This is a genomic window from Paenibacillus sp. VTT E-133280 (assembly GCF_002264385.1).
Lineage (GTDB): Bacteria > Bacillota > Bacilli > Paenibacillales > Paenibacillaceae > Paenibacillus_AQ > Paenibacillus_AQ nitricinens.
The window spans coordinates 1-12,981 of record NZ_NFUX01000112.1; the positions used below are offsets into that span (position 1 = coordinate 1).

Below are 12,981 nucleotides of genomic sequence, written 5' to 3' on the forward strand. Positions count from 1 at the left end.
CTCGCGGTAGAAATCCGAGGATAAAGGCGAACGCTGACGCTTCTACAGTTCCAAACCTCCTCTACAGTGCTCCCCCATCCAGCTTTGCATTTATTGCAGCGTTCCTCAGTTCACCACTAACTTAGCTTTTTAGGATCTCTAAGGTCTCATTCCGAGGAATTCGTCCCTTATCGACCCAACCATTAACGCACCTATTTTTTAGATAAGCTCTAGCTTGCGGAAGATGGTGTCCACATGCTTAAGGTGCCAAGAAGGGTTAAATGCATCTTCAATTTCTTCTGGGGTAAGAACATTAGTGATCTCAGGTGTAGCTTCCACTATATCGCGGAACTGTTGTTGCTCTTCCCATGCTTGCATAGCACGAGGTTGAACGGTATCGTACGCTTGCTCACGGCTGAGACCTTTGTCGATCAATTTAGTCAAGATCCGACCAGAGAAAGGAACGCCGAACGTACGGTTCATGTTACGCTTCATGTTCTCTGGGAATACAGTCAGGTTCTTCACGATGTTTCCGAAACGGTTCAGCATGTAGTTGAGCAGCATTGTCGCATCCGGAAGGATAATACGTTCCACAGAGGAGTGCGAGATATCGCGTTCATGCCAGAGCGGTACGTTCTCGTAAGCTGTAACCATATGTCCGCGAATAACGCGGGATAGACCGGAAATGTTCTCGCAGCCGATCGGATTACGTTTATGCGGCATAGCGGATGAACCTTTTTGACCTTTTGCAAAAGCTTCTTCGACTTCGCGAATCTCACTCTTTTGCAGGGCACGGATTTCAGTAGCGAATTTGTCTAGCGAAGTCGCTACCAAAGCAAGAGCAGCCATGTATTCAGCGTGACGGTCACGCTGCAGAGTTTGTGTAGAGATTGGAGCTGGGCTTGTACCGAGCTTACGGCAAACGAATTCTTCTACGAAAGGATCGATGTTAGCGTAAGTACCTACGGCACCGGAGATTTTACCGAACTGCACACCATTCGCTGCATGGCGGAAACGCTCCAAATTACGTTTCATTTCTTCGTACCACAGCGCCATTTTCAGACCGAAAGTAGTTGGTTCAGCATGAACACCATGCGTACGGCCCATCATCGGCGTATCTTTGTAAGCAACCGCTTTGTCTTTAAGGATCTCAATAAAGTTGATGATATCCTTCTCTAGAATCTCATTCGCTTGACGCAGCAAGTAACCCAGTGCTGTATCTACCACGTCAGTAGAAGTAAGACCGTAGTGAACCCATTTGCGTTCTGCGCCAAGGCTCTCGGAAACCGCACGTGTAAAGGCGATAACGTCATGACGAGTCTCTTGTTCTATTTCATCAATGCGTGCGATGTCGAATTTAGCGTCCTTACGCAGTTTAGCTGCGTCTTCGTGCGGGATTACGCCCAACTCAGCCCATGCTTCACAAGCACAAATCTCAACTTCAAGCCACGCTTTGAATTTATTTTCCTCCGTCCAAATAGCTCGCATCTCAGGTCTGCTGTAACGTTCGATCATATTCTTTAGTTCCTCCAAAGTTTAGATTGCTCCACCCAGGACAAACCGTCTCCGGTATCCTTGCAGAGCAGATTGATATGGCCCATCTTGCGGCCGGTCTTACTCTCAGTCTTGCCATATATATGAAGCTTAGGTACAACACCCAGCTTATTATCTTTTTCGTCCTGTGTACAGGTCGCTTTAATGGCGCCATCCAAATGCTGACCTAGTACATTCACCATAACTACAGGTGTCAAAAGCGTTGTGTGGCCCAGCGGCAGATTACAAATCGCCCGGACATGCTGCTCGAACTGTGAAGTCGCGCAAGCGTCCATGGTGTAATGCCCGGAATTATGCGGCCTTGGTGCCAGCTCATTGACGAACAATTGACCGTCCTCTGTGACGAACATTTCTACTGCCAGCAGTCCAACCGCATTTAGTCCAGCGATTAATGTCTCTGCCAATTCACATGCTCTCCGCTGAATCTCTTCTGATACTCTTGCAGGCACAATGGACAGATGCAAAATATTATTCACATGTATGTTCTCAGCAGGTGGGAAGCTCTTAACCTCTCCAGAAGCACTGCGTGCGGCAACAACGGATATTTCACACTTAAAAGCTATGAACTTCTCAAGCACCAGTTCCGGCACAACGGCTCCGGGTGCTACCTGGCGGAAGGCTTCTTCCAGCTCTTCTTCCTGACGGATCACAGCCTGGCCTTTGCCGTCATATCCGCCTGTGGCGGTCTTCAGCACACAGGGAAGTCCAAGTTCAGCCGCCGCCACTTTCAGCTCCGCAAGGCTGTCCACCTTCCGGTACGGGGCGACGGGTACGCCTGCCGCCTCGATGGCGGCTTTTTCGCGCAGCCGATGCTGCGTCGTATACAGCAGCGCGCTGCCCTGCGGCACGTACGATTCCTCCGTCAACAGCGCGGCAACGCCCGCGTCGACGTTCTCGAACTCGTACGTGATGACGTCCGCGCGGCGGGCTAGCTCCAGCGCCGCGTCCCGGTCGTTATACGCCGCCGTAATCTGCGGCGTAACTTGGCCGCTAGGCGCATCCGGCGCAGGGTCCAGCGCCACGAAGCGGTACCCCATGGCGCTGCCGGCCAGCGCCATCATGCGCCCTAGCTGCCCGCCGCCGAGCACGCCGACGGTCGCGCCGGGCAGTAGCGTCCGGACGGTGTCCGTGCCGGACGCATCCATAGCGGCTGGCGAATTAGCGCTGCCAGCCTCCTGCAGCTTCAGCTCCTCTGGTCTCATAAGCTGTCGCTGCTTTCAAGCACTTCGCCCGTGATCGCATCCCGGCGCAGCTGCGCGCGCTGCTGCACTTCCGGATCGAACGCTCCGATGATCTGTGCGGCCAGGAGACCTGCATTAATGGCTCCTGCCTTACCAATGGCTACCGTTGCCACTGGAATGCCTCCTGGCATCTGTACGATGGAGAGAAGCGAATCCAACCCATTAAGCGCCTTCGACTGCACTGGCACTCCAATCACAGGCAGGATCGTCTTTGCAGCCACCATACCCGGCAAATGCGCAGCACCACCCGCTCCTGCAATAATAACACGAATGCCCCGGCCCGCTGCTTCCTCCGCATAGCTGAACATTAAGTCCGGCGTCCGGTGCGCAGATACTACCTTCTTCTCATAAGATAATCCCAGCTCTTCAAGCACCGCACAAGCGTGCTCCATCGTGTCCCAATCCGATTTACTGCCCATGATAACAGCTACCTGTACAGACATGATTCGACCTACCTTCCAGTCACTAGTATGGATATCTTTATCTTGTAAATTCGAATAAAAAAAGCCCGATGACCAGACGCATTTTGCTGCGGGAGGATCGGACTAGTAAAGAAATTAGGAAAAAATAATCCGCGTGCCTATTACTAGACTGCCATGAAGCGGCGGAAAACGACATCATGCATCACTCCGTTACCCGGACCGTATGCATTGCTGCATTCTATTATCCTATTTCCTCGTAGTCCGGTAATTTACGGTTCCCGGGTAGAAACTTCCGGGCCATATTCCCGGTTTTATACGAGTTGCTCATGACATCAGTTTAACAATCCCCTACACAGGATGTCAACTCAAACACGAACATTGATAAATGCATAATAATAAACGTTCGTTTTTTGGCTCATTTAAATTCTCAATAGCCCTTAATTCTGCTGATAAAGACTTCTTTCCGTACACTCTTCGCTCTAACAACAGATGTTATATAAAGTGTAGATTAGGCCTCATTCGAATATATATCATCCCTTTATGGCTTTACATTCCGTCTTATAGTTTCTTAACAATGAAAAAAGGAACGCCATAAGCGTCCCTTTTAACTTTATATTATTTCACTACCAGCACTGGAATGCGAGCACTTTGCACTACATTGTGGCTCACACTTCCCAGAACAAATTCACGTATTCCGCCAAGTCCGCGGCTGCCGATAACAATTACATCTATCGCATGTTCCTTAGCATATTTCAAAATCACTTCAGCAGGAGATCCTTGTAAAAGCTCAACCTCAGCATGCAAGCCTTCAGCCTCAAGACGTCCCTTTACTTCTTCCGTAGTCTGCACTGCTAAATCATAGTATTCTTTATTCACTGAAGCTGGCAGTGGTGCTAGAGCTTCTCCGATAAAAAATCTTGGGAATTCAAATGCGTGTACGACATGCATCGTAGAGCCCGGCGTTACTTTTGCGAGTTCAATTGCGCGCTCCAAAGCCTGATTAGAAGCCTTAGATCCATCATAGGCGAGTAAAATTTTAGAGAATAACATGTACGCCACCTCTTTTTCTAGTTTGTAATCATAATGACTATCACCTTAAAAAATAGCTGTACAAAAAAATATTCAGCAACAGAAGAAAGGGAATTCCGATCCTAAAGGACATATGTCGCGTCTTGTGGCGCTTACGATACATGGCAATCAGCACGCCTAATGCCCCGCCCATAGCTGCCAGCAGAAAAAGCGTCTTCTCAGGGACACGTTCTCGCCGTTTACGGGCTTTGTTCTTGTCTTCGGACATGACGACATACCCGATTATATTAATTACCACAAACCACAACATTATAACCTTGACCATTCTCCCGGGCTCCTCCTTGCTTCCTATCTATCTCTATTATATTCCTCTTTTTCTCAAAAAACCAATCATCCTTACACGTGCTGATAACTTCGCTATCTGCCTTTTTTGTCTCACTTCTGTGCATCCTTCATCCATACCCATGACAATACCGCAGCAAGCGCCGCAGCAATCCCGCCTAGCCAGAACCCTCCAGTCAAACCATACACAGCACTCATCCAGCCTGCCACGAACGGACCTGCCGACATGCCTACCGCATAGACAGCCTGATAGAAACCCATAGCGGTTGCGCGTTTATATGGATCTACTTCGGATACCGACTTGCCTAGCAGCAATGGAAAAATAAGTCCCTGCATAAATCCGTTTCCTATCTGAGTCAGACAGAGCGTCGCTAACGTCGGCATAGAAGGAATAAGAAGTGTAAACAGTGCACTCCCCGCAAAGCCTAAGAGAAGCGTTCCCCTGTCTCCTAGCAGCCTTCCAAATGTCCGTGAACCATAGAGCGTCGCGATTGCATGCGGAATCATAAAAGCGAGCGTCAGCCAGCCCAAGCTTTCTTTGCTTGCTCCGATATTCAGGGCTTGGTTTGGCGTATAGCCGAACATCGTTATGAATAGCACACAGTGTGCCAATACAGACAACAGTGAGACTCTTACCAGAAGTGGCTCCTTCATCACACCTGCCAGGTCCTTGATCTGGATCGCATTTTGACGTTTCTCCTGTTTTTGTTCAGGCAATCGTAGAGCAAGCAGCAGCGCCGCAATAGCTACAATTCCGCCAATCAGAAACGGGGTGTTCCAGCCCCAATGCTCCACCATGTAACCACTAATCATCATACTGGACAATTGGGCGATTACCGTAGTGAATTGCAGCATGCCCATCGCTTTTCCAGCTTCCTCTTTCGGGAAATATCCCGCGAACATCACAGTGTACACCACCCATGCCGAAGCCGCTATACCGGATACGGCACGTGCTGCCAGTGCCCAACCAGGCTGAGCCCCCCACATAAAAAGAAAGCAGCTGGCTCCGCTCGCAATCAGTCCCAGATAAATAAACGGCCTTCGCCGATTCAAATAATCCGAACCAATCCCAATGGGCAGTCGGAACAGAATTTGCATCAACCCATATACGCCTAGCACCATGCCTACCATAAAATATGATGCTCCCAAATGCTCCACATAAGGTGAAAGCACCGGGACATAAATATAAGAAGAGAACCAGAACATAAATACAATAACGAGAAAGAAAAACCTGCTGCCACCCTGTGCCTGTGGACGATCTGCTGCTTTCAATTGATTCACCTGCTGAGCTTCCACCCTCATCACCTGCTCTATGTATTTGCTTAACATTCTAATTCAAAGCCTATCCGTAGACTACAAAAACTTACGTGAACAGAAAAAAAGCTACTGAGCACGCTCAGCAGCCTTCAGGATTACAATAGATTTAAATCTCTCTACTTATCCCCTTTACTTATCCTTCTTTTGCCCTTCGAGCGCTGCTTTCAGCAGCTCCCCAAGGTTAGAACCGATGCTTTCCTGCTTACTATATTGCTGCACCAGCTTTTGCTGTTCGCGTTTATTCACATGCTTATGATCCTTATCCAAGGTTTCTGTGATGCCACAACCCAAACATTGTACGAACATGCCAGCTTTACCTTCTTTAAGTTCCATTTTCTTATGGCATTGAGGGCAGCGGCGATTCGATAGTCTTTTCTCTCCAGCACGGGTATATCCACAGTTATCTGCAGGACACACAAGCAGCTTACCCCGTTTGCTCTTTTTCTCGAGTAGTCTTGTACCGCATTCCGGACAATTACTGTTGGAGACATTATGTGGTTTGTATTCTGCTCCACTAGTTTTGACACCTGTAACCAGTTCCTGTGCCATACTGCGGATGCCTTGTAAAAAGAGCTCCGGTTTACCTTGACCACGCGCAATTTTCTCGAGTTCAGCTTCCCAGCGCGCAGTTAGATCTGGTGTCCGTAGCTGGGTGGATACCAGCTCGATAAGCTGCTTACCTTTTCCTGTCGGATGCAGGAGATTCCCCTGACGCTCAATCGTATCAGAGCTCACCAGCTTCTCGATAATATCCGCACGCGTCGCCGGGGTTCCCAGTCCATGCTTCTCCATTTGCGTCAAAAGCGAAGCTTCATTATAACGCTTCGGTGGTTGTGTCCGTCCAGGACGCACCATACAGCGGCCAATCGTGACAGTTGCCCCTTCGCGCAGCTCAGGCAGTTTTACACTGCCAGCTGCTGGCTCGTCCGATGCTTCCTCGTCATCATCGTTACTCATATCTCCGCCGTACACTTCACGCCAGCCGGCATCTTTTACTGTTGTTCCTTTGACATGGAAGCTCTCGCCCTCCGTGTTGACAGTAACAGCTACCGCATCATAACGAGCAGGTGGGTAGAACAAGCTGATAAAACGCCGCACGATCAGATCATACAGCTTACGCTCCTCAGTGCTCAGCCCATTTAGCAACACAGTCTGCTCTGTAGGAATAATAGCGTGGTGATCACTTACTTTACTATCATCCACAATTCGCTTCGTAATCGGCAGCGGTTTGCGCAGCAGTGGACGTGCCAACGCCGCATATGGACCGACAGCCACACTGTCCAATCTTTCCTTAAGTGTGCCTGTCATATCTGAGGTTAAGTAACGACTGTCCGTACGCGGGTAAGTGACTAGCTTATGCTGCTCATATAAACGCTGAAGCACACTGGAAGTCTGCTTCGCAGAGAAGCCGAACTTCCGGTTCGCATCACGCTGCAATTCAGTCAGATCATAAGCTAGAGGATGAGGCTCGCTCTTTTCACTCTTCTGCACCTTTATAATACGGCCGCTGTGCCCAGTAAGCTTATCCTTCAGACTTGCTGTCTTATCTTTTTCGAATATCCGCCCATCTCCGTTACTAGCCCGCCAAGCCGCTTGGAAATCCCCAAAATCTGCAGTCAATGTCTCAAAATCAACGGAACGGAAACCCGTAATCTCCTGTTCACGATCCATGATCATCCCTAATGTCGGCGTTTGTACCCGCCCTGCGGAGAGCGGCGAACCGAACTTACATGTCAGTGCTCTCGTGACATTCAGTCCAATCATCCAATCCGCCTCTGCGCGGCAACGTGCAGATTCATACAGACGATCAAATTCCCGACCGGGGCGGAGCTTTGCGAATCCCTCTTTAATTGCCTTATCAGTCTGTGAGGATATCCATAGCCGCCGGAATGGCTTTTTCCACCCTGCCATATTCATAATCCAGCGAGCCAGCAGTTCCCCTTCACGGGCAGCATCTGTCGCAACAATAAGCTCCTCAATGTCCTGACGCTTCATTAGATGCTGAACAGCTTTGTATTGCTGGTTGGTCTCACGCAGCACCTTCAGCTTTGCCTTCTCCGGTAAAATCGGCAGATCCTCCAAGGCCCAAGTTGCAAACTTTTTATTATAATCCTCGGGCTCTGCCAGGCCGACCAAATGTCCCAGCGCCCAGGTAACCACATATTTTGGACCTTCAATATAACTCTTCTGTTTATTATTACAACCCATAACTCGTGCAATCTCGCGTGCAACAGACGGCTTTTCCGCCAATACTAATGTCTTCATAATGCTCCCCTTTCCATACCAAATTTTATTATAGCATTAAATGAATGTTAGTTTACTTCAGCAAAAAAATCCCCCGAACCTTTCGGTCAGAGGATTGATGGAATGATTATAATTTATTCAAGCAAAATCCGAGTCGAATAATGACTCTCTCTTTTATACTGAAGTCCCAGCTTTATGACAATACTCTTTATAGGTGCATAAGCCGTGCCGTCATACATAATAACCTGTTCATCACTTAAATCTACTGTAGCTGTCTTCCCATTTAAGGTCAATTTAATCCTCCCTGATTCAGCTTTTATAACTGCACCCAAACCATGTGCCAGATCCTTAACTGAACAATACACCAGTCCGTTAGCTCCTTCGAACGAAGGCTGCTTAGTATATATAATTTGCTTATCCTTATAAAGGATCTCAAGTGGTCTAACAAAGGTAAAACCCTGTGCATTATAATTAGCATTAATGTACTTAAAAGAGTAGCTGTTATTGTAGCTGTGAAGATCTCTGGTCATAATTCCAGTCATAAGATCTATTTGGATATTTCTAAAATCATATTGATTACTAGATACAAAAGGTACATATTCTATAACCGTATTCGAATACCATTTCACTTCATATGAATTAACATCCAACTTATAAGGAAGCTTTATTGTACGAACCTTCTTCTGTTTTTCAATATCATATAAGATCAACTGATAATCGCCCGACACTGACTCACCATTTTTATCTATCCATTGGTGTTCAAATAGTACTAGAAATTTATGATTTGGAGAAATGAAAACACCACGTGGTGATGCTTTTGGTGTTGAAATGACAGTAACTTTACCGTTTGCATCAGTAGTAGTAATTCGATCGAAGCCTTTGATACGCCTTTCCTCAAATCTATGATTATTTACAACAATCCTCCAATGGTAATCTGACCAGTTATGTTTGTCCGCTTTAATTTCGATCATTGAACTATTCTCACCCAACTCATAATACTTACCATTTTTATAGATAACTAAATTATTACTTATTGATGTTCCTGCTGTTGGTAAAAAACAATCCTCATTGTGCATACAATTAAAATCATTTTTAATTGTTGTACTATTTATGTATTCTGTTGTAAATGGCACTGAAGTAACATATGTATTTTTAGACAAAGTAAATATTTGAGTTTGTTTCAAAAGTCTATCGGAGATCGTGTACAAATCAGCCTCTATAAATACTTCTCTAATATCCGATGTTGCAGTCCCTTCTTTCAGAAGAGTTAGTGTCTTCGAAGCAAGATCAAAAGCGTATAATTTAGTTCTTGCAGTACCTTCATTGTGAAATGATGTATAATCTTCAGCATATTCAACCTTCGTGAAAATATCATTGTAGCTTCCATAAGCCTTGAATGCGAGTCCTGAGTTTAAGTTATAACTTCTATTAGATAAACCAAAAGTAAACTCATATCTCCCGGTTTTCCCCTTTGAACCACCATACTCATCATCGATATTGTAGCCAACTGGTGGAGGAAAAGCTTTCTCTTCAAAAGAATATAGTTCTTCTTTTCCCTCTCCTGTAAAACGATCAATTGTAGAGACAATAACTCTTGGAATTATCAGATTTTTTTCAACATCACCATAGAAACTAAAATTAATTTTAGTATATTCGTTTACTGATATCTCTGCTTTTCCATAAACATCGGTGGGCTGCAAAAGAAATATGATAATTAGTAACAGTCCTACATTTATCCAATTTTTCTTAAACATATAATCCATCCTTACATTTATTAATAGTTGCTCCCTCTCATTAAATCATATGGAATTAATTTACACTATGCATTATTTGACAGAAATTCCACCACAAAAAAGCACCCACTGGATTTTCAGCTCTACGGGGTGCTTTTCATTACAAAGATTTACTATATCCTTTTTACCTTTATCAAATCTCTTATTGAATCCGAATCGTTAGTTCAAGCTCTTCGTAGAACGTTTTTATTCTTTGTCCATCAGCATCTTTCAAAAGGTTCAAATCCTTATCAAACGTACAGGTATACGGCTTGATGGTTACATATTTCGGTATTTCTGAGAATTCAGCATATATTTTATCTTCTATAAGATGTGGTATAGCCGGATACAAATCATATCCCCGATTGTACGGCTCAATGATGTTCCCTTGATCATCTTCAATCTGATAGAACACTTCCGTTGGACTATACTCCCCTGTTTGTTCTGGCGATACAGGAACTGCGCCCGTACTATTAATAACTATTCTAGTCGTCGCCGGTGTAATATCTAGATTCTTAACGGTATAACTAAACGCACCTCTGCTCTTCGTTTGATCTGGAGTAAGCCTTATAGCCTCCTCAGTTACTTTTTTCACGGGTACTTGAAATACGAATGGCTCTTCGATTTGAGCTACGGGTACACTTACACTTAACTCAAATTCATCCCCAAATTCCTCGGTGTTTTGAACCTCATTAAGCTCTAGTAAAAGTGTGTTCGGTTGCCCGTAGATATCGCCTGTTCTTGAAGAACCAAACGTCACTTCTTTCCCACTAGGGAGTTTAACTACAGGCATGCCAAGCAACCCTTTTACAGATTGATCAAAATCATTATTCCAAAAGTTCGTTATCTTAGCCATTACGAGATCGTTATTAATACCTTCTCTTTCGAACCCCAAAACTAGACGTGTTCCATCATACATTACATCACTAATTTTCAAGGTTACTCCATCATGAGTAATACTAACGTCTGGATTAGTTGTAAGTCCTTTTTCAGCAGCATTCTTCAGTCCCGAATCATCTAAATTACTAAAAATACTTCCTAGAATAGGAACCTGGCTCAGCTTGTCTGCCCAGGCGGGAGATACTAGACCAGTTCCAATAATCAAAGTTCCAACTACCGCAGCTGTGCAGGCTGCAATCAACGTTTTCTTAAACAACTTGCCGTTTGTGTTCTTTTGTCGATTTCCCTGAACTTCCATCTTCTCTATTCGATTCATTATTTGTTCACTATAGCTAGTTATCGGCATTTCATGACTTCGGACAGTCTCAGCAATCTGCTGAAACCTCTGCTCTTCAGTTCGATTTTGCCACTTCATCAAGATGTTTCCCTCCCTGATACATTTTTTCTGAAACAAGCTTCTTACGTAACCGTTCATACCTCTTACGCAACATTGACGGGCTACAACCCATGATCTGGCCCATTTCTTCAAAGCTATATTGCTCTACCACTTTAAGGATTAGCATGTTACTTTCTTCTGTTGTGAGATTGCTAAACAGTTGCTCCACCGGAGATTCATCGTTAAGTTCATAATAAGTCTTGGTTTGCAGTGTTTTATAAAGCTGAATCAGTCTGTTCCGTCTTTTGCGTTTACGAATCTGATCCAGACAATGATGATAGGCCACTTTATACAGCCATGCGTTAAAAGATACTCGTTTCTCATAACGTCTGAGTTCCTGATACACTTTTACAAATATATCTTGCACAGCATCCTCTGCTTCTTCATGACTTCTTAAAATATAATAACAATACGTATAAATCTTTCTTTCGTAGGCTTGTATTATAGTTCTATAGGCTTCTCGGTTACCTTCAAGAACCTGACTTATAGCCTCTTCAATTAACGTTTGATTCACAGGGACCCCGGGGCTGCGATGTTCCAAAGAATCACCTCCTTGTTATTGACTACAACTATATAACGAATGTAGACTCTTGAATTGTGACAGGCTCAAAGATTTATTCCAAATATGTTAAAATCATCAACTATATTCAAATAAAAAAGCGATTGCCCCGATTGATGCTCGGACAAATCGCTTTTATAATAATATTCCATATTTATAAACTTTTTACTTATTCATATCTTTCCACTCAATACATGCTTCAAAAAATACAATATCCCTATTCTGGCCACGGACATATATACCATCATCCGTTACAGCTGAACGTAAAATGACCAGTTCATCCCCAAACTTAGCTTCTTGTAGATAAGTAATCCGGAAGCGTGTGAACTCCGCATTATCACATTCCGCTAAACTGAGTGCATCACAACATAAATCTCCGTATCGGGCATTATTCAAATGTCCGTTGCTATCCAGCCCACTATATCTTACCTGATACCGATAAGCTTCTTCCATAGTAATATCAGTAGGGATCGTTACCTTAACAGGCATATCGCCTACTGAATCGCCATTATAATGCTTAACTTGAACTGGAAGAGCGTTCGGTCTGAGTATCTTTCTCTTCTCAATATCTACTAAAGCCCATATAGAACGCGCTTTGGCAATCTCTATATGATCTGCATCCAAAATACGATAATCCCGTTGCCATAAAGCCCCTTTGGTACCTTTACTCCAGGTATGTACACTAAGCACATCATTTGGGCGAGGAATACGCTTAAAATCAAGATCTAACGTAATCATCATCCAGCCCATTCCTGCATTCAGCATTTCTTCTACACTTATCCCCAAATTACCCACGGCGAAGTCCGCTGCGCATTGCATTACATCCAAAATAAAGGATAACTTCGCTTTTGAGCGATAATCCGTGTCACTCGCATGTACAGAAAATTGCTCTATCCACACAAGATTAGTATGGTTCTCCATTGTTTATCCCCCTACAATGCAGTAAATCCTTGCATTTATTTGAAGTATCCACATATACCACTGCTCTATCCACATAAAATGGGGACTACTTTCAATTATGAATAAATTTAATTATTTCATCCACATGTTAGTAACTTTTATTTTTTTGTTATTTCCCCATAACTTATCCACATTATTTAAATCAACCGATAAAGGGAACAAAAAAGCCATTGTTGATTTATCAACAATGGCTTCGTGTGCTTGGCAACGTCCTACTCTCCCAGGA

11 protein-coding genes and 1 riboswitch are annotated in these 12,981 nt (G+C 44.6%); all 11 genes read right to left on the reverse strand.

Going from position 1 to position 12,981, the window contains the following annotated elements; all coding sequences use genetic code 11:
- Nucleotides 1-198: 198 nt before the first annotated feature.
- The 11 genes from purB to CA600_RS29195 all read right to left on the reverse strand — a co-directional run bounded on the left by purB (nt 199) and on the right by CA600_RS29195 (nt 12,716).
- Nucleotides 199-1,494, reverse strand: coding sequence for an adenylosuccinate lyase (purB, locus tag CA600_RS29145; RefSeq protein WP_094874600.1), 1,296 nt, complete (start codon nt 1,492-1,494; stop codon nt 199-201).
- Nucleotides 1,495-1,499: 5 nt separating this feature from the next.
- On the reverse strand, nt 1,500-2,678 hold the full coding sequence (gene purK, locus CA600_RS29150; protein WP_094874609.1) for a 5-(carboxyamino)imidazole ribonucleotide synthase: 1,179 nt from the start codon (nt 2,676-2,678) through the stop codon (nt 1,500-1,502).
- Nucleotides 2,679-2,731: 53 nt separating this feature from the next.
- Complete coding sequence (gene purE, locus CA600_RS29155; RefSeq protein WP_042124025.1) at nt 2,732-3,217, reverse strand: 5-(carboxyamino)imidazole ribonucleotide mutase; 486 nt, start codon at nt 3,215-3,217, stop codon at nt 2,732-2,734.
- Nucleotides 3,218-3,433: 216 nt separating this feature from the next.
- Nucleotides 3,434-3,535, reverse strand: a riboswitch (purine riboswitch).
- Between the two features lie 276 nt (nt 3,536-3,811).
- Nucleotides 3,812-4,246 carry a universal stress protein gene (locus CA600_RS29160; protein ID WP_094874601.1) on the reverse strand — a complete coding sequence of 145 codons (435 nt, stop codon included), beginning with the start codon at nt 4,244-4,246 and terminating at the stop codon, nt 3,812-3,814.
- A gap of 40 nt (nt 4,247-4,286) precedes the next feature.
- Nucleotides 4,287-4,550 carry a DUF1294 domain-containing protein gene (locus CA600_RS29165; protein WP_094874602.1) on the reverse strand — a complete coding sequence of 88 codons (264 nt, stop codon included), beginning with the start codon at nt 4,548-4,550 and terminating at the stop codon, nt 4,287-4,289.
- 110 nt (nt 4,551-4,660) lie between these two features.
- Complete coding sequence (locus CA600_RS29170) at nt 4,661-5,863, reverse strand: MFS transporter (protein WP_256990055.1); 1,203 nt, start codon at nt 5,861-5,863, stop codon at nt 4,661-4,663.
- Between the two features lie 150 nt (nt 5,864-6,013).
- The gene (locus tag CA600_RS29175) at nt 6,014-8,149 is read right to left on the reverse strand and encodes a DNA topoisomerase III (RefSeq protein WP_094874604.1); all 2,136 of its coding nucleotides are present in this window, start codon (nt 8,147-8,149) and stop codon (nt 6,014-6,016) included.
- Nucleotides 8,150-8,262: 113 nt separating this feature from the next.
- Nucleotides 8,263-9,882 carry a hypothetical protein gene (locus CA600_RS29180; RefSeq protein WP_094874605.1) on the reverse strand — a complete coding sequence of 540 codons (1,620 nt, stop codon included), beginning with the start codon at nt 9,880-9,882 and terminating at the stop codon, nt 8,263-8,265.
- 181 nt (nt 9,883-10,063) lie between these two features.
- On the reverse strand, nt 10,064-11,215 hold the full coding sequence (locus tag CA600_RS29185; RefSeq protein ID WP_256990057.1) for a DUF4179 domain-containing protein: 1,152 nt from the start codon (nt 11,213-11,215) through the stop codon (nt 10,064-10,066).
- Nucleotides 11,193-11,777, reverse strand: coding sequence for an RNA polymerase sigma factor (locus tag CA600_RS29190; RefSeq protein ID WP_094874607.1), 585 nt, complete (start codon nt 11,775-11,777; stop codon nt 11,193-11,195). Before CA600_RS29190 ends, CA600_RS29185 begins: the two co-directional genes overlap by 23 nt.
- A gap of 183 nt (nt 11,778-11,960) precedes the next feature.
- Nucleotides 11,961-12,716 carry an acyl-[acyl-carrier-protein] thioesterase gene (locus CA600_RS29195; protein ID WP_094874608.1) on the reverse strand — a complete coding sequence of 252 codons (756 nt, stop codon included), beginning with the start codon at nt 12,714-12,716 and terminating at the stop codon, nt 11,961-11,963.
- Between the last annotated feature and the right edge of the window lie 265 nt (nt 12,717-12,981).

What these genes read in the sequence shown, in the direction of transcription:
- CA600_RS29185 (WP_256990057.1), bottom strand. Translation starts at nt 11,215, where the DNA reads ATGAAGTGGCAAAATCGAACTGAAGAGCAGAGGTTTCAGCAGATTGCT.
- purE (WP_042124025.1), bottom strand. Translation starts at nt 3,217, where the DNA reads ATGTCTGTACAGGTAGCTGTTATCATGGGCAGTAAATCGGATTGGGAC.
- purK (WP_094874609.1), bottom strand. Translation starts at nt 2,678, where the DNA reads ATGGATGCGTCCGGCACGGACACCGTCCGGACGCTACTGCCCGGCGCG.
- CA600_RS29165 (WP_094874602.1), bottom strand. Translation starts at nt 4,550, where the DNA reads ATGGTCAAGGTTATAATGTTGTGGTTTGTGGTAATTAATATAATCGGG.
- CA600_RS29195 (WP_094874608.1), bottom strand. Translation starts at nt 12,716, where the DNA reads ATGGAGAACCATACTAATCTTGTGTGGATAGAGCAATTTTCTGTACAT.
- CA600_RS29160 (WP_094874601.1), bottom strand. Translation starts at nt 4,246, where the DNA reads ATGTTATTCTCTAAAATTTTACTCGCCTATGATGGATCTAAGGCTTCT.
- purB (WP_094874600.1), bottom strand. Translation starts at nt 1,494, where the DNA reads ATGATCGAACGTTACAGCAGACCTGAGATGCGAGCTATTTGGACGGAG.
- CA600_RS29180 (WP_094874605.1), bottom strand. Translation starts at nt 9,882, where the DNA reads ATGTTTAAGAAAAATTGGATAAATGTAGGACTGTTACTAATTATCATA.
- CA600_RS29175 (WP_094874604.1), bottom strand. Translation starts at nt 8,149, where the DNA reads ATGAAGACATTAGTATTGGCGGAAAAGCCGTCTGTTGCACGCGAGATT.